The 17288-nt window shown below is 69.6% G+C and carries 14 protein-coding genes; 6 read left to right on the forward strand and 8 right to left on the reverse strand.

Annotated elements, in window-relative coordinates; all coding sequences use genetic code 11:
- Window positions 1–146 precede the first annotated feature (146 nt).
- The 3 genes from U1T56_RS00005 to U1T56_RS00015 are packed head-to-tail and all read left to right on the forward strand — an operon-like array spanning window position 147 to window position 4005.
- Window positions 147–1700, forward strand: a complete 1554-nt coding sequence (locus U1T56_RS00005; RefSeq protein WP_418157371.1) for a trimethylamine methyltransferase family protein — start codon at window positions 147–149, stop codon at window positions 1698–1700.
- A 28-nt stretch (window positions 1701–1728) separates the two neighbouring features.
- Window positions 1729–2883, forward strand: coding sequence for an iron-containing alcohol dehydrogenase (locus U1T56_RS00010; RefSeq protein WP_418157372.1), 1155 nt, complete (start codon window positions 1729–1731; stop codon window positions 2881–2883).
- A 9-nt stretch (window positions 2884–2892) separates the two neighbouring features.
- Complete coding sequence (locus U1T56_RS00015) at window positions 2893–4005, forward strand: mandelate racemase/muconate lactonizing enzyme family protein (protein WP_418157373.1); 1113 nt, start codon at window positions 2893–2895, stop codon at window positions 4003–4005.
- Window positions 4006–4299: 294 nt separating this feature from the next.
- Here U1T56_RS00015 and hflX read toward each other — a convergent pair whose 3' ends face one another.
- The 8 genes from hflX to U1T56_RS00055 form a co-directional block, all read right to left on the reverse strand.
- Window positions 4300–5634, reverse strand: coding sequence for a GTPase HflX (hflX, locus tag U1T56_RS00020; RefSeq protein ID WP_418157374.1), 1335 nt, complete (start codon window positions 5632–5634; stop codon window positions 4300–4302).
- Complete coding sequence (gene hfq / locus U1T56_RS00025; protein ID WP_418157375.1) at window positions 5634–5894, reverse strand: RNA chaperone Hfq; 261 nt, start codon at window positions 5892–5894, stop codon at window positions 5634–5636. The genes hflX and hfq overlap by 1 nt, the downstream gene beginning before the upstream one ends.
- 224 nt (window positions 5895–6118) lie before the next feature.
- Window positions 6119–6973: a D-amino-acid transaminase gene (locus U1T56_RS00030; RefSeq protein ID WP_418157376.1), complete on the reverse strand. Its 855-nt coding sequence runs from the start codon at window positions 6971–6973 to the stop codon at window positions 6119–6121.
- Between the two features lie 42 nt (window positions 6974–7015).
- Window positions 7016–8392, reverse strand: a complete 1377-nt coding sequence (trkA, locus tag U1T56_RS00035) for a Trk system potassium transporter TrkA (protein ID WP_418157377.1) — start codon at window positions 8390–8392, stop codon at window positions 7016–7018.
- Window positions 8393–8425: 33 nt separating this feature from the next.
- Window positions 8426–9811: a nitrogen assimilation response regulator NtrX gene (gene ntrX / locus U1T56_RS00040; protein WP_418157378.1), complete on the reverse strand. Its 1386-nt coding sequence runs from the start codon at window positions 9809–9811 to the stop codon at window positions 8426–8428.
- Window positions 9812–9892: 81 nt separating this feature from the next.
- Entirely contained in the window at window positions 9893–12091 is a 2199-nt protein-coding gene (locus U1T56_RS00045; RefSeq protein WP_418157379.1) for a sensor histidine kinase NtrY-like, read from the reverse strand.
- Between the two features lie 32 nt (window positions 12092–12123).
- Window positions 12124–13569 (reverse strand): nitrogen regulation protein NR(I), encoded by a 1446-nt coding sequence (gene ntrC / locus U1T56_RS00050; RefSeq protein WP_418157380.1) that lies wholly within the window; start codon window positions 13567–13569, stop codon window positions 12124–12126.
- Window positions 13566–14699 (reverse strand): two-component system sensor histidine kinase NtrB, encoded by a 1134-nt coding sequence (locus U1T56_RS00055; RefSeq protein WP_418157381.1) that lies wholly within the window; start codon window positions 14697–14699, stop codon window positions 13566–13568. Before U1T56_RS00055 ends, ntrC begins: the two co-directional genes overlap by 4 nt.
- A 176-nt stretch (window positions 14700–14875) precedes the next feature.
- Between U1T56_RS00055 and U1T56_RS00060 the strand changes: the two genes are divergently transcribed.
- Genes U1T56_RS00060 through U1T56_RS00070 form a run of 3 tightly spaced genes read left to right on the forward strand, consistent with a single transcriptional unit; the run spans window position 14876 to window position 17272 of the window.
- Window positions 14876–16036, forward strand: a complete 1161-nt coding sequence (locus U1T56_RS00060) for a bifunctional 2-C-methyl-D-erythritol 4-phosphate cytidylyltransferase/2-C-methyl-D-erythritol 2,4-cyclodiphosphate synthase (RefSeq protein WP_418157382.1) — start codon at window positions 14876–14878, stop codon at window positions 16034–16036.
- A gap of 34 nt (window positions 16037–16070) precedes the next feature.
- A complete protein-coding gene (locus tag U1T56_RS00065; RefSeq protein WP_418157383.1) occupies window positions 16071–16574 on the forward strand; it encodes a CinA family protein in 504 nt (167 codons plus the stop codon).
- On the forward strand, window positions 16571–17272 hold the full coding sequence (locus tag U1T56_RS00070) for a GNAT family N-acetyltransferase (RefSeq protein WP_418157384.1): 702 nt from the start codon (window positions 16571–16573) through the stop codon (window positions 17270–17272). Before U1T56_RS00065 ends, U1T56_RS00070 begins: the two co-directional genes overlap by 4 nt.
- The last annotated feature ends 16 nt before the right edge of the window (window positions 17273–17288 follow it).

A 17288-nucleotide genomic window follows, 5' to 3' on the forward strand; every position in this document is an offset into this window, starting at 1 on the left:
ACCCGGACGGGCGCTTCATGCTGTTCCGGGTGGGGGATGCCGTCGCCAGCCGCAACATCCACGCCGCCATCTTCGACAGCTTGCGGCTCTGCAAGGATTTCTGAACGAACGAGGGACCCTCGAGGGTCTGGAAGGGAGGCTCGAAGATGACCGCGAGCGAGACGGGAGGCCGGGCGGAGCGGCGGGGCGGCCGGCGCGCCGGACGCGGGGAGAGCGGGCCGAAGCAGCTCCCGTTCCGCCAGCCACGGCTGCGCTACCCGCCGGTCGAGGCGGTTTCGGCCGACGAGCTCGAAGCGATCCACGAGGCCTCCTTGCGCGTCCTCGAAGAGATCGGGATGGACGTCCTCCTGCCCGAGGCACGCCAGATCCTGAAAGAGGCCGGAGCGGAGGTCGAGCCGGGCGCCCAGCGGGTGCGGATGGACCGGGACCTCGTCCTGGAGGCCGTGGCCAAGGCACCGGAGCGCTTCCGGCTCCATGCCCGCAACCCTGCCCACGACCTCGAGATCGGTGGCGATCGCGTCTGCTTCGGCCAGGTCAGCAGCGCTCCCAACTGCTCGGACCTCGACCGCGGCCGCCGCCCCGGTAGCCAGGCCGACTTCCGCGACCTCGTGCGGCTGACCCAGTCGCTCAACGTCATGCACTTCATCGGCGGCTACCCGGTCGAGCCCGTCGACCTCCATCCCGACATCCGCCATCTCGAGTGCCTGCGGGATTTCGTGACCCTTACCGACAAGCCGTTCCACGCCTATTCCCTGGGCTGGAAGCGCATCCGCGACGGGATCGAGATCGCCCGGATCGGCCGCGGCATCAGCCGCGAGCAGCTCGAGCGTGAACCCTCGCTGATGACGGTCATCAACACGAGCTCGCCCTTGCGGCTCGATGCACCCATGGCGGCGGGCATCATCGAGATGGCGCGGGCCGGGCAGGTCGTGATCCTCACCCCCTTCACGCTCGCCGGCGCCATGGCGCCGGTCACCGTGGCGGGGGCTCTGGTGCAGCAGAACGCCGAGGCGCTGCTCGGAATAGCGCTCGCCCAGATCGTTCGCCCTGGCGCACCCGTGATCTATGGCGGCTTCACGAGCAACGTCGACATGAAATCGGGCTCGCCCGCCTTCGGCACGCCCGAGTACATGAAGGCCGTGCTCGTGGGCGGGCAACTCGCCAGGCGCTACCGCCTGCCCTACCGCTCGTCCAACGTGAATGCCGCCACCTGCGTCGACGCACAGGCCGCCTACGAGTCCGTGCTCTCGCTCTGGGCCGTGATCATGGGCCACGCCAACCTCGTGAAGCACGCGGCGGGCTGGCTCGAAGGCGGGCTCGTGGCCTCGTTCGAGAAGCTGATCATCGACGCCGACACCCTGCAAATGGTGGCGGAATTCCTGGAGCCCTTGCAGGTGGACGAGGCGGCACTGGCGCTCGATGCCATGCGCGAGGTGGGGCCCGGCGGCCATTTCTTCGGCTGCGCCCACACACAAGCGCGCTACCGCACCGCCTTCTACGCCCCCATCGTCTCGGACTGGCGCAACTACGAGAGCTGGCGCGAAGCGGGCGCTCCCGATGCGGCGCAGCGGGCGAACCGGATCTGGAAGACGATGCTCACCGCTTACGAGCCGCCGCCGCTCGACCCCGCGATCAAGGACGAGCTCGACGCCTTCGTCGCGCGCCGCATCGCCGAGGGCGGTGCGCCCAACGAGTTCTGAGCCAAGCGGCCAAGGGAGGCCCGGCATCATGACCATCGTTCTCGACCGCATCCCGCGCATCACCACCGGTGTCGGCGCTTTGGAGAGCCTGGGCACGCTCGTCGCGGGCCGGCTCGGGACCTCCGGCTCGGTCCTGCTCGTGGCCGATCCTGGGCTGATGACACTCGGCCTGATCGACGAGGCCCGCCACGCGCTGACCCGCTCCGGGCTTGCCGTGCATCTCTTCGCCGACATCAGGAGCGACCCGCTGGCCACCCAGGTCGATGCCGGGGCGGCGATCGCGCGCCGCGAGCGGGTCGGCGCGGTCGTGGCCCTGGGCGGCGGCTCGGCGCTCGACGCCGGCAAGGCGATCGCGGTCGTGGCGGGCAGCGAAGCGCCGGCCGAGAGCTACGCGCTCTGCGCGAAGCCTTTCCCGAAGACGCGGCTTCTCAAGATCTGTGTTCCCACCACCTCGGGCACGGGCTCGGAGACCACCCGCACCTCGATCGTGACCGATGCCGCCGGCAACAAGGTCTGGCTCTGGGGGGACGAGCTCAAGGCCGACGAGGTCGTGCTCGACCCCGCCCTCACGGTAGGCCTGCCGCCGGCCCTCACGGCCGCTACCGGCATCGACGCCCTGGTCCACGCGATCGAGGCTTCCACCAACCGCAACGCCTTCGCCGCCAACGACGTGTTCTGCCACGAGGCGATCCGACTCGTGACGCGCTGGCTGCTCCGCGCCCTCGAGCAGCCCGGCGATCTCGCCGCCCGCGAGGGGCTGCAGCGCGCCGCGACACTGGCCGGCATCGGCATCGACAATGCCGGCACGGCGGTCGCGCACAATATCGGCCACGCCCTCGCCTCGCTGCGCCCCTTGCACCACGGCCGCGCCGTGGGCGTGGCGATGCTGGCCACGCTTCCCTGGAACGTCGCTCACGATCCGCACGGGCGCTGGGCCGCCGTCGCCGCCGCCATGGGCCAGGCACCCGAAGCCGTCGCCGTGCCGCGTGCCTTCGAGCGGCTCCTGCGCGCCTGCGGCATCGAGGTCGGTCTCGCACGCGACGGCTTCGCCGACGTCACGCCCGAAGCGCTCGCCGCCCAGATGGCGCGGCCCGAGAACACCGCCATGCGGCGCTCGAACGCGCGCGAGATCGCGGACGAGGATCTCCTCGCCTTCGCCCGCACGGTCCTCGCCCAGAGCTGAGCGCTACCGATGAAGATCACCGGCATCGAGATCACCCAACACCGTTTCGTGTTCGCGGGTGCGCCGTTCCGGGCGAGCTGGGACACGCGGCCCCGCACGCACTGGGATGCCACCATCGTCCGGGTGACGACCGACGAGGGGCTCACCGGCATCGGCTCGGGCGACCTGATGCTGGGCTTCTCGGGCCACGAGCATCTCTTCGTCGGCTGGGATCCGCTCGCGATCGAGCGGCACTACCGGGTGCTCTCGCACCTGAACTTCCACTACGGCCGCTGCTGGCCGCTCGATCTGGCGCTCTGGGATCTCGCCGGCAAGATCGCGGGCCAGCCCTGCTGGAAGCTCCTGGGCGGGCTCTCGGGCCGGGTGCGGGCCTACGCCTCCTCGGGCACGCTGCGCGATCCCGGTGCGATGGCAGAGGTGGCCGAGCGCTATCTCGGCCAGGGCTTCGGCGCCATGAAGATCCGCTTCCAGCGCGGCCGGTGGCGGGACGACATCGAGGCGCTCGAGGCCGTGCGGGCGCGGGTGGGCGAGCGGCTCACCCTCATGGTCGACTGCAACCAGGGCTGGCGCATGCCCTGGGACACGCAGGCACCCTGGAGTCTCAAGGACGCCATCCAGGTCGCGCGCGAGCTGGAGCGGCTCGGAGTCTACTGGATGGAGGAACCGCTCCACCGCGGCGACCGCGAGGGCATGCGACGCTTGCGCGATGCCGTGGACGTGCGGATCGCCGGCGGCGAGATGACCCGCGAGCTGCACGAGTTCCGCGAGCTCATCACCGGCGGCTGCCTCGACGTGCTCCAGCCCGACGTGGCGCTGGTGGGCGGCATCACCGGGCTCCGGCGCGTCGCCTACATGGCGCAGGAGCACAACCTGATCTTCACGCCGCATAGCTGGACCAACGGCATCGGCGTGATGGCCAACGCCCAGCTCACGGCGGCGGTCGCGGATGCGCCCTGGCTCGAGTTCCCGTTCGATCCGCCCGAGTGGGACCTCGACCGTCGCGACTACATGCTGGCCGAGCCGGTCCGGGTCGATGCCGACGGCTGGATCGTCCTGCCGGAAGCGCCGGGCATGGGCCTCGTGCTCGACGAGGCGATGCTGGGGCGGACCCGGATCGGCTGAGATCTGCGCCCGACCCGATCGGACAAATCAACCAAAGGTAGAGAGCGGATTCCGCAGCGCTGCTGCGGCAAGACCGGGCGTTCGATCGCGCTTCGGATTATTTTTCTTGACATCTTATCAACTTTAAGGCAAAGTCTGGGTGTGTCTCGGGAGTTTTCCCTTCGACACCCGACTTGAGGCGTTTCCTCCCTACTGGCAGGCCGCGGTTCGTCCCGGCCTGCCCTTTTCTTTCCGGACCGATGCGTGAGGACGAAGGCCGGGATCGTGCGTCACGCGGTGGGCACGAGCGGGCCTTCAGACGGGATGGCCCAATTTATGGGCGAGGCGCGCCCGCTCGGCGGGCGAGATCGCGACCTTGAGCTGAAGCCCTTCGCCGTCGTCGGTCTGCTCCAGGACCTCGCCGTGGCGGTGCAGCCAGGCGACGAGTTCGCCGGCATCGTAGCCGACGCGCAGCTCGACCGTGGTGCGGTTGGCGGCGAGCCGCCGGTCGATCAGGGCGAGAAGCTCCGGAATTCCCGTGCCGTCGCGCGCCGAGACCGGGACGGCGGGAACGGGCGACCGCGCCGCCTCGGCCCGCCGCTCCCCGAGCGCCTCGGGCGACAGGCGGTCGATCTTGTTCCAGACCTCGGCCATCCGGGCGCCACGCTCGGCCTCGTCGATGCCGAGCTCGTCCAGGACCTGTTCGACGTCGCGTTTCTGCGCCTCGGTGTCGGCGCGGCTGATGTCGCGCACGTGCAGGACGAGGTCGGCCGAGAGCACCTCCTCGAGGGTGGCGCGGAATGCCGCCACGAGCATGGTCGGCAGGTCGGTGATGAAGCCCACCGTGTCGGAGAGGATGACCTTGGCTCCCGACGGCAGCCGGAGCTGGCGCATGGTGGGGTCGAGGGTCGCGAAGACCTGGTCGCGCGCATCGACCCTGGCGCCGGTCAGGCGGTTGAACAGGGTCGACTTGCCGGCGTTGGTGTAGCCGACGAGTGCGATGACCGGATAGGGCACGCGCTTCCTCGCCTCGCGATGCAGGCCGCGCGTGCGGCGCACCGCCTCGAGCTCTTGCTTGATGCTCGTGATCCGCTCGGTGATGCGCCGCCGGTCGAGCTCGAGCTGGCTCTCGCCGGGACCGCCCAGGAAGCCGAAGCCGCCGCGCTGCCGCTCGAGATGGGTCCAGGAGCGCACGAGGCGCGAGCGCTGATAGGTCAAGGCCGCGAGCTCGACCTGGAGCACGCCCTCGCGGGTATGCGCGCGCTCGCCGAAAATCTCGAGGATGAGCCCGGTCCGGTCGATGACCTTGGTTTTCCAGCGCCGCTCGAGGTTGCGCTGCTGTACGGGTGTCAGCGCCGCATCGACCACGACCAGCTCGGTGGGCTCGATCTCGAGTGCTCGCTTCAGCTCCTCGACCTTGCCCGAGCCGAGAAGCGTTGCGGGCGTCTTCTGGCGCAAGGGCACGAGCTCGGCACGCACGACCTTAAGGTCGATGGCCTCGGCGAGGCCGACCGCTTCCTCGAGTCGGCTCCTGGGCTCGCGCTCGTCGGCCGAAGCGGACGGATCGAAGGGACAGACGACCCAGGCCTGCCCCTTCCCTGCCTCGGCGGTAGCGCCGCCCGTCCGCTCGGGCCCGTCCTGCGTGGCCATCAACCCTGCATCGACGCCTGCTCGTCCGCCGCTGGCTCGTACAAGCGTACAGCAGCCGAAGGCATGACGGTCGAGACCGCGTGCTTGTAGACGAGCTGAACGTGACCGTCGCGCCGCAGCAGCAGGCAGAAGTTGTCGAACGAGCTGATTACGCCCTGGAGCTTGACACCGTTGATGAGGAACACCGTGACCGGAACCTTGTTCTTGCGGACATGATTCAAGAACACGTCCTGCAGGTTCTGTTGTTTCTCGGCCGCCATTTGATCTTTCCTTTCTTCTTTTCTTTGCCCTTGCCGTGCTTTCCCGGTCCGCTTCCTCATTCCGGTGCCGCACACAGATCCGAGCATGATTGCCGGAGCCGGCTTCCGGCTCCGGCTCTATCGAATATAAGTGATACGGCTCCCGATAGACGTCCACCCCATGGGCATCAAGAGCGGATTTTTATGCGATGATGCCCGAATACAACCAAGGAGAGCCCGGCGTGTCATTCCGGCATCTGCAAATGGTTCCGGTAGCGCGCCAGAAGCTCCAAGGTGATCGAGCCTGGAACGCCGTTCGCGACCGGCTGGCCGTCGATCGAGGTCACGGGCAGGACGAGCGAGGAGGTGCTGGTGAGAAACGCTTCCCGTGCGGCCTTGGCCTCCTCGACGGAGAAGGGGCGCTCCACCACCTCGAGGCCGGCGGTCTGCGCCAGCTCCAGGATCACGGAACGGGTGATACCGCCCAGGATCTCGGGACCGAGCGGCCGCGTGATCAGGCGGCCGTCGCGATCCACGATCCAGGCGTTCGAGCTGGAGCCCTCGGTCACGAGACCGTCCGCATCGTAGAGCCAGACTTCCCGGCACCCGGCCTCCGCTCCCTTCTGCTTCGCCAGCACGTTGGCGAGCAGGCTCACCGACTTGACGTCGCAGCGCTTCCAGCGCTGATCCGGCAAGGTGATAACACGGACACCTTCGGCAAGTTCCCGCGGCTTGGGCAGGCTCGCCCGGCGGACGGTGACGACGAGCGAGGGCTCGACGTCCTCGGGGAAGAGATGATTGCGTGGGGCCACGCCCCGGTTGATCTGGACGTAGACGATGGCGGTCGAAAGCGCGTTGCGGCGCAGCGTCTCCCGCATCACGGCCGCGAGGGCGGCGCGCGACATCGGCATCGGGATCGAGAGGGCGGCAAGCGAGCGCTCGAGCCGGGCGAGATGCCGGTCGAGATCGCAGAACCGGCCGTTCAGGACTTTGACGACCTCGTAGATGCCGTCGGCGAACTGTAGGCCGCGATCCTCGACCGGCACGGCGGGTGCGCCGATCGGCAGGTAGCGGCCGTTGACGTAGGCGATGCGGGACATGCTGGTCTCGTCCGGCAGACTCGGTGGCTCGGTTGGATTGGCTCAGAAATAATCGAGGCGGACGGCGAAGAGCTGCTGCACGCGCCGCACCATGTCCTTGCGCGCGGCGAGGATGACGCGGTCGCCGCCGCGGATCAGCGTGTCGCCACGCGGCATGATCACCTCGTGCTTGCGGACGACGGCGCCGACGATGATGCCGCCCGCGAGCCGCGCCTCGCGCAAGGGCTTGCCGACGAGCTGCGAGGTCTCGAGCGCCTCGGCCTCGTAGACCTCGGCCGCGCCGTCGCCGATGGCGTGCACGGCCTTGATCCGGCCACGGCGGACGTGCTGCAGGATGCTCGAGACCGTGATGTCGCGCGGGTTGATGGCGACGTCGAGGCCGATCGAGCGGTTGATCAGGTTGTAGGTGCCGTTGTTGACGAGCGCCAGGCCGCGGCGGCAGCCGAGTCTCTTTGCGAGCAGGCTCGAGATGATATTGACCTCGTCGTTGTTGGTCACAGCGACCATGGCCGAGGCCACGGCCACATTGGCCTCGTCGAGCACGTCGCGCTCGCGGATGTCGCCCTTGAGCACGACCGTGCGCTTCAACTGCTCGGCGGCGACCTCGGCGCGGAGCGGATCGGCCTCGATCAGCTTCAGGCCGAGCTCGGGGTGGCGCCGCTCGAGCTCGCGCGCGAGGAAGATGCCGACATTGCCGCCACCGGCGATGATCAGCCGCTCGCCGAGACGCTCCTCGAAGCCGAAGACGGAGAGCGCGCGCGGCACGTGCGCCGTCTCCACGACGCAATGGACCTCGTCGCCCTCCAGGATCTCGTCGTCGGCGTCGGGGATGAAGAACCGCTCGCCCCGGCCGATCGTCACCACGACGAGGTGCAGGTCGGGAAAGAGATAGGTGAGCTGGCGGAGCGGCGTGTCGTTGACCGGGCAGTCGGGGCTGGCGCGCACGGCGAGAAGCCGCACGCGGTCGTCCGCGAACGGCACGCAGTTGATCGCACCCGGCACCTCGAGCCGGAGCGCTATCGCACGCGCCACCTCGACCTCGGGCGAGATGATGACGTCGATCGGCACGTGCTGCGAGCGGAACAGGTCCTGCCAGCGGCCGTCGAGATAGGCCTGCTGCCGGATGCGAGCGATCTTGGTCGGCACGTTGAACAGCGTGTGCGCGACGTTGCAGGCCACCATGTTGACCTCGTCGACATGGGTGACCGCGATCAGCATGTCGCAGTCGGCGGCTCCGGCCTCGGCCAGCACGTTCGGGTGCGAGGCATGGCCCACGTGCGCCTTGATGTCGAGGCTGTCGCCGATCTTCTGCACGAGCTCGGCGCGCTGGTCGACGATCGTGACGTCGTAGCCGGTGCCGGCGAGATAGCGGGCGATGTGCAGCCCGACCTGCCCGGCGCCGGCGATGAGCACCTTCATCGCCGTGGCCGCCGGACCGGCCGGAACTCGGCCTCAGTCGTCGCCATGCAGCCCCAGGGTCTTGAGCTTGCGATGCAGGGCCGAGCGCTCCATGCCGACGAAGTTCGCCGTGCGCGAGATGTTGCCGCCGAAGCGCTGGAGCTGGGCCTGGAGATAGGCGCGCTCGAACTGCTCGCGCGCCTCCCGGAGCGGCATCGAGACCAGCTCGCCGTTGGCGTTGGGGTCCATGGCGGAGGTGGCGCCGTTGGTGAGCTCGGGCGGCAGGCCGTCGATGCCGATCGGACTGCCGGGCTCGCCCGGCGCCATGATCAGCATCCACTCGATTGCGTTGCGGAGCTGGCGCACGTCGCCCGGCCATTCGGTGGTCTGGAGCACCGCCATGGCCTCCTCGGTGATCGGGCGCGGCGGCAGGCCGGAATGGCGGGCCGCGGCCAGCATGAAGTGCCGGGCGAGCTCGGGGATGTCGACCCGCCGTTCGGCCAGGGGCGGCATGACGAGCGGTACCACGTTGAGGCGGTAATAGAGGTCCTCGCGGAAGCGGCCGGCCGCCATCTCCTGCTTGAGGTCGCGATTGGTGGACGCGATGACACGCACGTCGACCTCGACCTTGGTGTCGCCGCCGAGCCGGACGAAGCGCTGCTCCTGCAGGACGCGCAGGATCTTGCCCTGCGATTCCAGCGGCATGTCGGCGACCTGGTCGATCAGCAGCGTGCCGCCGTCCGCGCGCTCGAACGTGCCGATCATCCGGGGCTGGTCGGGCCCGAGCCAGCCGGGCTCGCACCCGAACAGCTCGATGTCGACCCGCTCGGGCGCGAGCGCCGCCGCGTTCAGGATCACGAACGGCATCGAGGCGCGGCGCGACTTGGCGTGGATCAGGCGGGCCGCGACCTCCTTGCCCGAGCCCGGCGGACCGCTGATCAGCACGCGCGAGCCGGTGGGCGCCACCTTCTCGATCGCCTGGCGCACCCGGACGATCGCCGGCGCCTGACCGATCAGCTCGGTCTCGTCGAAGGCGAGCGTTCTGAGTTCCGCCACCTCGCGCTTGAGCTGGCTCGCCTCGAGCGCTCGCTGCACGGCGAGCAGGAGCCGGTCGGACTTGAACGGCTTCTCGATGAAATCGTAAGCTCCTTTCTTGATCGCGGCGACCGCGGTCTCGATCGTACCGTGACCGCTGAACATGATCACCGGAATGTCGGGATACTGCTCCTTGATCCGCTCCAGGATCTGCACGCCGTCGAGCGCACTCCCCTCGAGCCAGATGTCGAGGAGGACGAGCCCCGGCGGGCGCCGCTCGATCTCCTTGAGCGCCTCGTCGCTGTTCGCCGCTTCCCGAGGACGGTAGCCTTCATCCTCGAGAATGGCGCCCACCACCTCGCGAATGGCTGCCTCGTCGTCGACGATGAGAACGTCTTTGCTCATGTGCTTGGCCAGGTTCCAGCGCTTTCTTGGCGGCCGCGCCGGCATTGGCCGGCGCCCGCGTCGACGCACCCGATGGCGATCTCAGACGGTGCGTAGCGGGAAGGTGAGCCGCACGAGCGCACCGCCCCGTTCCCCCGCAAGCAACTCAACCGTTCCTCCGTGTTCCTCCATGATCTTCTTGACGATGGCAAGCCCCAAGCCCGTACCTTTGGCCCGTGTCGTGACATAGGGTTCGAACAGCCGCTCACGGTCGGACGGGAAGCCGGGTCCGTCGTCCTCGACCTCGATCGCGACGTGAGCGTCGTTCGAGGAAACGCGCACCGTGATCGCGCCATGCTGAGGCTGCCTCCCTTCCGACAAAGCGTTGATGCTGTTCTGCAACAGATTGGTCAGCGCCTGCGATAGCTTGGCGCCGTCGCAGACCAACCGGACCGGACGGCTCGGCGGCAGCTCGACGGTGAAGCGGATCTGCGGCCAAGCCGACTGTTGCAAGAATACCGCATCACGCACCAGCTCGTCCACATTCTCCTCACGCATCACCGGCGCGGGCATCCGAGCGAAAGCCGAAAACTCGCTGATCAGCCGGCCGATCGTGTCGACCTGCCGCACGATGGTGCCTACCGACTTCCGGAACGACTCGCGGTCCTCCTCGTGCACCTGCCCGAGATACTTGCGCTCGAGCCGCTCGGCCGAGAGGCGGATCGGCGTCAGAGGATTCTTGACCTCGTGGGCGATGCGGCGCGCCACCTCGGCCCAGGCCGCCTGGCGCTGCGCGGAGAGGAGGGCGGTGATGTCGTCGAAGGTCACGATGTAGCCCAAGGTCCGGCCGCCGTCGCGCTGCGGCGAGAGTCGCACCAGGAGCGTGCGCTCGCGGCCATGGCGAAAGAGGCTGAGCTGGCGTTCGATCAGCTCGTCCGGATGCTGGGCCAGGGCCTCGAACAGCTTCTCGACGCCCGGCAGCACGGCCTCGATGCGCTGACCCACGATCTCGCCGTCCTCGTCGCCGAGAAAGTCCTGCGCCGCCTGGTTCGGGAGGACGATCTTGTGCTCGGGGTCGATGCCGATGACCCCCGCGCTCACCCCGGCGAGCACGGTCTCGGTGAAGCGGCGCCGCTCGTCGAGCTGCTGGTTCGCCTGGATCAGCTCGCTGCGCTGGCTCTCGAGCTGGCTCGTCATGCGGTTGAAGGCGCGGCTCAGCATGACGAACTCGTCGCTGTCGGGCCCCTCCTCGGGCACGCGCGCCAGAAGATCGCCGCTCCTGACCCGGTTCGCCGCCGTGATCAGCCGGCTGATCGGAGCGACGAGCTGGTTGGCCAGCGCCATGCCCACCCAGACCGAGGCGAAGAGGAGCAGGAGCGCGACGATCATGAAGATGAGGGCAGAGGTGATCTGGATGCCGGAGCGCTCGCTCTGCATCCGTTGATACTCGGCCACCATGGTCTGGGTCCGCTCCATGTAGCCCAGCACCTTGGCGTCCACGAACCGGCCGATGAAGAGATAGGCATCGCCGAAGCCGTCGAGCCGGACCAATGCCCGCACCCGATCCTCGGTGTCGCTCGTGAGCACGACCACCTCGCCGTTCGCGGCGCGGTCCAGGGCCTCGGTCGGGATCTGCTCGATCTCCATGGTGAAGGAGAGCCCGGTCCGGGCCAGCACCCGCCCGGCGCCGTCGAGCACGACCGCCTCGGTGAGCGAGCGCAAGGCGGCCTGCGCGTTCACGACCTGACGCAGCCGGGCCGGGCCGAACTCGGGGCTGATGCTCTCGCGGTTGAGGTCGGCCGCCATCGCCAGCGCGTCGGCGCGGATGTTCTCTTTATGCTCCTGCAGATAGGCCTGCGCCACGGCGAGCGAGTTCTCGAGCGCGTTCCTGACCCGCTCGCTGAACCAGTTCTCGAGGCCGGAACTCAGGAAGAACACCGAGAACACGGCGACGATGATCGCGGGTGTCACGGCGACGCCGCTGAAGAGCAGCACGAGGCGGGTATGGAGGCGCGAGCCCGCGGAGCCCTGGCGGCGCTGGAGGACGAGCTGGGTCAGGCGGCGCGCGATGACGACGCCGAGCAGCAGCAGGAGGACGAGGTCGAGGTTGAGGAGGACGAGCACGGTCCCGACATCGGGGCCGTAGGGCGGCGAGCGCGAGATCAGCCAATAGGTGGCGAGCCCCGCGGCGATGGCGCTCACGGTGAGCACCAGCGCCAGACGGCGCTCGAGGTCGACTTGCCTGAGCCGGGCCCACAGCGCGGCACCCAGCGGTTGATGATCGGGGAAGACGGCTCTCAACGAATGGTCCTACGGCCCGCGATGAGGGGGCATCATGGAGCCCGGCTCACCTGGATGTCCAGATCGCGGATCTTCTTGCGCAGCGTGTTGCGGTTCAGTCCGAGGATGTCCGCGGCCTTGAGCTGGTTGCCGCGCGTGGCGAGCAGGGTGCGTGCGATCAGCGGCCGCTCGACCTCGCGGATCAGCCGGTCGTAGACGCCGGGCGGCGGCAAAGCGCCGTCGTGGGCGCGGAAATAGCGGTCGATGTAGCGCTCGATCGCCCCACCCAGACTGTCGTCCACCGGACCGGCCTCGGCCGGAGCCGCCGGCGGCCGCGCCTGCTCGAGCTCGAGGGTGATCACCTCCTCGCCGATCGTGTCCTCGGCGTAGAGCACGGCCAAGCGCCGGACCAGGTTCTCGAGCTCGCGGACATTGCCGGGCCAGGTATGCGCCTTGAGGCGGACCATGGCCTCGGGGGTGAGGGTCTTCAAGGGAAGCCCGTCGGTCTGCGCCTTGGCGAGGAAGTGCTGGACCAGCGCCGGAATGTCGTCGACGCGCTCGCGCAGCGCCGGCAGGCGCAGGGGCACCACGTTCAGGCGGTAGAACAGGTCCTCGCGGAACAGGCCCTGCGCCACCATGAGCCTAAGATCGCGGTGGCTCGCGGCCACGATCCGGACGTTGGTGCGGATCGGATGATGGCCGCCCACCGGCACGAACTCGCCCTGCTGCAGCACGCGCAGGAGCCGGGTCTGGGCCTCGAGCGGCATGTCGCCGATCTCGTCGAGGAAAAGGGTGCCGCCCTCGGCCTGCTCGAAGCGGCCGACCCGACGCGCGGTGGCGCCGGTGAAGGCCCCCTTCTCGTGGCCGAACAGCTCCGATTCGATCAGCTCGCGCGGGATCGCCGCCATGTTGACGGCCACGAACGGCCCGCCTTTGCGCCGGCCGAAATCGTGCAGCGCCCGCGCCACGAGCTCCTTGCCCGTGCCGCTCTCGCCCGCGATCAACACGGTGAGGTCGGTCGTCGTGAGCCGGGCGATGATGCGGTAGATCTCCTGCATCGCCGGCGAGCGGCCGATGATCGGAAGCTGCTCCTCGGGCAGCGCCGGTCCGGCCGCAGCGAGCGCCGGCCGCTTCCTGCTCGTGAGCGAGCGCTGCACCGTGGCGATCAGGTTGCCGATGTCGAAGGGTTTCGGCAGGTACTCGAACGCCCCGCGCTCGGCCGCACGCACGGCGGTGAGCAGCGTGTTCTGGGCGCTCATGACGATGACCGGCAGATCCGGACGGAGCGTCCTGATCCGCGGCAGGAGGTCGAGCGTGTTCTCGTCGGGCAGCGCCACGTCGGTGATCACGACGTCGCCCTCGCCGGCGGCGATCCAGCGCCAGAGCGCCGCCGCCACGCTGGTCGCCTGAACTTCGTAGCCCTGGCGCGAGAGTGCTCGGCTCACCACCGTGCGGATACCGGCATCGTCCTCGGCCAGGAGAATCTTCTCGCCGCTCATGCCACCTCCTGTCGCGGGGGCCGCTCGTGACGCGCCTTCGCCGCCGGCAGCCGGACGCGGAACACGGCACCGGGCTCGCCCGGCTCATAAGCCACCACCCCCTGGTGATCGGCCACGATCTTGGCGACGAGCGAGAGGCCGAGGCCGCTGCCGCGCCGCTTCGTGGTGACGAAAGGCTCGAACAGGTGCTCGACCATGTCCTCGGGCACGCCGGGGCCGTTGTCGCGCACCTCGACCGTGATCGGCAGTTCGAGCCGCTCGCGGCTGTTGCCGACCGCCACGCGCAGGCCGTGCTGGTAGTGAGTCACGAGCGTGATCTGGCCGCCTTCGGTGGGCGCCGCCTCGGCGGCGTTCTTGACGAGGTTCAAGAACACCTGGATCAGCCGGTCGCGGTTGCCCTCGACCTCGGGCAGCGACGGGTCGTAGAGTTCGACGATCCGCAGGTGCCGGGCGAAGCCGGCCTCCGCGATCCGCCGCACATGCTCGAGCACCTGGTGGATATTGACCGAGCGCCGCTCGGGCGGGACCGTATCGCCGAACTCCTCCATGCGCTCGACGAGCGCGCAGATCCGGTCGGTCTCGTCGCAGATGAGCTGGATCAGCGGCCGGTCGTCCTCGCCCACGGCGGGCTCGAGAAGCTGGGCAGCGCCGCGGATGCCGGAGAGCGGATTCTTGACCTCGTGCGCCAGGGTCGCGGCGAGGCCGGCCACCGAGCGGGTCGAGCGCCGGTGCGAGATCTGCTGGTCGAGCCGGCGCGCCACCGAGCAGGGATGCAGGACGACGAGCACGTGCCCCGGCAACTCCGGAATCGGGCACAAGTGACAATCGACGTTGACCACTTCGCCGCGGGCCAGCGTCAGCTCGACGCCGTAATCGGAGATCGAGCTTCCGCTCGCCTGTACCTGCCGGGCGAGCGCCATTATGGTCGCGTGCGGCGCCACCAGCTCCTGCAGCCCGCGACCGGCGAGCACGTTCCAGCTCGCCGAGAAGAGCTGCTCGGCCGCGGGGTTGGCGGCATGGAAGCGCAAGGCCTCGTCCAGGGAGAACACGGCGCTTGGGATGCTCTGCAGGAGAATGCCGGGATCGCAGGCCCATCGATCGTGGGCTCCCTTGAGGGAGGTCTGGCGCATCGGGGGCATCGGGCCGCCATCCTTTGCCGATCTGATAAGCACGAGAGCGAATGTGCCTAAGTTTATAGCAGATGATGCGGAGCCGACAAAGAGCCGACGCGCTGCGCTCGGCCGGACCACAACGGGCACGAGGTCGCCGACGCGGCGGCTTCCGGCCGCAGCGGCGTAGACGGACGATGCACACGGTCGCGCTCGTCGTGGCGGCCGGGCGGGGCGAGCGCTTCGGCGCCGCCCTGCCCAAGCAATATGCGAGCCTGGCAGGAAAGCCGATCCTGCGGCACGCCGTCGAGGCGTTCCTCGCTCACCCGCTGATCGACGCCGTGCGCGTCGTGATCGGGCCCGAGGACCGATCGCTCTACGATGCGGCGACTCGGGGGCTCGACCTCCTGCCGCCCGTGATCGGGGGTGCCTCGCGGCAGGAGACGGTCCGGCGCGGCCTCGAGAGCCTGGAGCCGCTGGCCCCCGACCACGTGCTCGTCCACGATGCGGCCCGGCCGCTCGTGTCGGCGGCGGTGATCGGGCGTGTCGTCGCGGCGCTGGAGCATCATCCGGCCGTGCTGCCGGTGCTGCCGGTCGTCGATACCCTGAAGCGGGTGGCGGACGGGCTGGTCGCGGGCGAGGCGGCGCGCGACGGGCTGGCGCGGGCGCAGACGCCGCAGGGATTCCGTTTCCCTCTGATCCTGGCAGCCCACCGCGCGGCCGAGGACCGGGGCTACACCGACGACACGGCGATCGCGGCCGCAGCCGGGCTCGAGGTCGCGACCGTCGCGGGAGAGAGCCGCAACATGAAGCTGACCCTGCCCGAGGATCTCGGCCTTGCCGAGGCGCTCCTGCGCAGCCCGGCCCTTCGCTGGCGCACCGGCCTCGGCTTCGACGTCCATGCCTTCGCCGAAGGCCGGCCGCTGATCCTGTGCGGTGTCCGGATCCCGCACGATCGGGGCCTCGCCGGGCACTCGGACGCCGACGTGGCGTTCCACGCCGTCACCGACGCCATCCTGGGCACGCTCGGAGCGGGCGACATCGGCACCCATTTCCCGCCCGGCGACCCGCGCTGGCGGGACGCCGATTCGGCCCGCTTCCTGCGCCATGCGGTCGAGCTTCTGGCCGCGCGCGGCGGGCGGATCGAGAACGTCGATCTCGTCATCGTCTGCGAGCGGCCGAAGATCGGCCCGCACCGGGAGGCGATGACGGCGCGTCTGGCCGAGGTGCTGGGCGTCGGCCCGGATCAGGTCGGCATCAAGGCCACGACCAGCGAGAAGCTCGGCTTCACCGGCCGTGGCGAGGGCATCGCCGCGCAGGCCGTGGTCAGCGTGGCGCTGCCCGAACGCGCGGGCTAGCATCCGCTCCACCCCGGAGGGAGGATCCAGCACCATGTTCCCGGACGACTGCCTTGCGGCCGCGCGAGCGCTCCTCGACGCCTGTGCCGCGCGGGGCCTGCGGCTCGCCACCGCCGAATCCTGCACGGGCGGGCTGATCGCGGGCTGCCTCACCGAGATCGCCGGCTCCTCGGCCGTGGTCGACCGGGGCTGGATCGTCTACGACAACCGCGCCAAGGTCGAGATGCTGGGCGTGCGTGCGGCCACGCTGGCGGAGCACGGCGCCGTGAGCGCCGCCACCGCCATGGAGATGGTCTCGGGCGCTCTCGCCCGCTCGGGCTGCGATCTCGCCATCGCCGTCACCGGCATCGCCGGGCCCGGTGGCGGCAGCGCCGGCAAACCCGTGGGCCTCGTCCACCTTGCCGCGGCCCGACGCTCGGGCGAGGTCGCGCACGAGCGTCACGTCTTCACGGGCGATCGCCGCTCGATCCGGCTGCAGACCGTGCACCGGGCGCTGCGGATGGCGCTCGGCCTGATCGGACCCACGGAGATCGCATGAGCCACCGTCTGAACGCCTTGGGCCAGCCCATCGGCGAGCCCGTTTCGGGCTGGAGCCCGCGCCCGCGGCCGGGCCGCGACCCCATCGAGGGCCGCTGGTGCCGGATCGAGCCGCTCGATCCCGCCCGCCACGCCGAGGCGCTGTTTGAGGCCAATGCCGCCGACCGCGAGGGGCGGATGTGGACCTACCTGCCTTATGGGCCGTTCGAACGGCTCGCCGAGTATCGGACCTGGGTCGGGCGCATGGCGGCGAGCGAGGACCCGTTGTTCCACGCCATTCTCGACCGGCGCTCGGACAAGGCGGTGGGGGTCGCCTCGTACCTGCGGATCGAGCCCGCCGTGGGCGTGATCGAGGTCGGCCACATCGCCTATTCCCCTGCCCTCCAGCGCACGCCGGCCGCGACCGAGGCCATGTATCTCCTGATGCGCCGCGCGTTCGACGAGCTCGGCTACCGGCGCTACGAGTGGAAGTGCGACGCGCTGAACGCACCCTCGCGCGCAGCCGCCGAACGGCTGGGCTTCCGCTTCGAGGGCATCTTCCGCCAGGCGACGATCTATAAGGGCAGGAACCGCGACACGGCCTGGTATGCGATCATCGACAAGGAGTGGCCGGAACGGAAGGCCGCCTTCGAGGCCTGGCTCGAGCCCGGCAACTTCGACGAGGCGGGCCGGCAGCGCCGGGCGCTGGCGCGGCCCTGAGCCCTCCCCTGAGCCC

Origin of the sequence: Benzoatithermus flavus, from assembly GCF_037908215.1 — a bacterium.
Classification (GTDB): domain Bacteria; phylum Pseudomonadota; class Alphaproteobacteria; order Geminicoccales; family Geminicoccaceae; genus Benzoatithermus; species Benzoatithermus flavus.

What these genes read in the sequence shown, in the direction of transcription:
- U1T56_RS00005 (WP_418157371.1), top strand. Translation starts at nt 147, where the DNA reads ATGACCGCGAGCGAGACGGGAGGCCGGGCGGAGCGGCGGGGCGGCCGG.
- U1T56_RS00010 (WP_418157372.1), top strand. Translation starts at nt 1,729, where the DNA reads ATGACCATCGTTCTCGACCGCATCCCGCGCATCACCACCGGTGTCGGC.
- U1T56_RS00015 (WP_418157373.1), top strand. Translation starts at nt 2,893, where the DNA reads ATGAAGATCACCGGCATCGAGATCACCCAACACCGTTTCGTGTTCGCG.
- hflX (WP_418157374.1), bottom strand. Translation starts at nt 5,634, where the DNA reads ATGGCCACGCAGGACGGGCCCGAGCGGACGGGCGGCGCTACCGCCGAG.
- hfq (WP_418157375.1), bottom strand. Translation starts at nt 5,894, where the DNA reads ATGGCGGCCGAGAAACAACAGAACCTGCAGGACGTGTTCTTGAATCAT.
- U1T56_RS00030 (WP_418157376.1), bottom strand. Translation starts at nt 6,973, where the DNA reads ATGTCCCGCATCGCCTACGTCAACGGCCGCTACCTGCCGATCGGCGCA.
- trkA (WP_418157377.1), bottom strand. Translation starts at nt 8,392, where the DNA reads ATGAAGGTGCTCATCGCCGGCGCCGGGCAGGTCGGGCTGCACATCGCC.
- ntrX (WP_418157378.1), bottom strand. Translation starts at nt 9,811, where the DNA reads ATGAGCAAAGACGTTCTCATCGTCGACGACGAGGCAGCCATTCGCGAG.
- ntrC (WP_418157380.1), bottom strand. Translation starts at nt 13,569, where the DNA reads ATGAGCGGCGAGAAGATTCTCCTGGCCGAGGACGATGCCGGTATCCGC.
- U1T56_RS00055 (WP_418157381.1), bottom strand. Translation starts at nt 14,699, where the DNA reads ATGCGCCAGACCTCCCTCAAGGGAGCCCACGATCGATGGGCCTGCGAT.
- U1T56_RS00060 (WP_418157382.1), top strand. Translation starts at nt 14,876, where the DNA reads ATGCACACGGTCGCGCTCGTCGTGGCGGCCGGGCGGGGCGAGCGCTTC.
- U1T56_RS00065 (WP_418157383.1), top strand. Translation starts at nt 16,071, where the DNA reads ATGTTCCCGGACGACTGCCTTGCGGCCGCGCGAGCGCTCCTCGACGCC.
- U1T56_RS00070 (WP_418157384.1), top strand. Translation starts at nt 16,571, where the DNA reads ATGAGCCACCGTCTGAACGCCTTGGGCCAGCCCATCGGCGAGCCCGTT.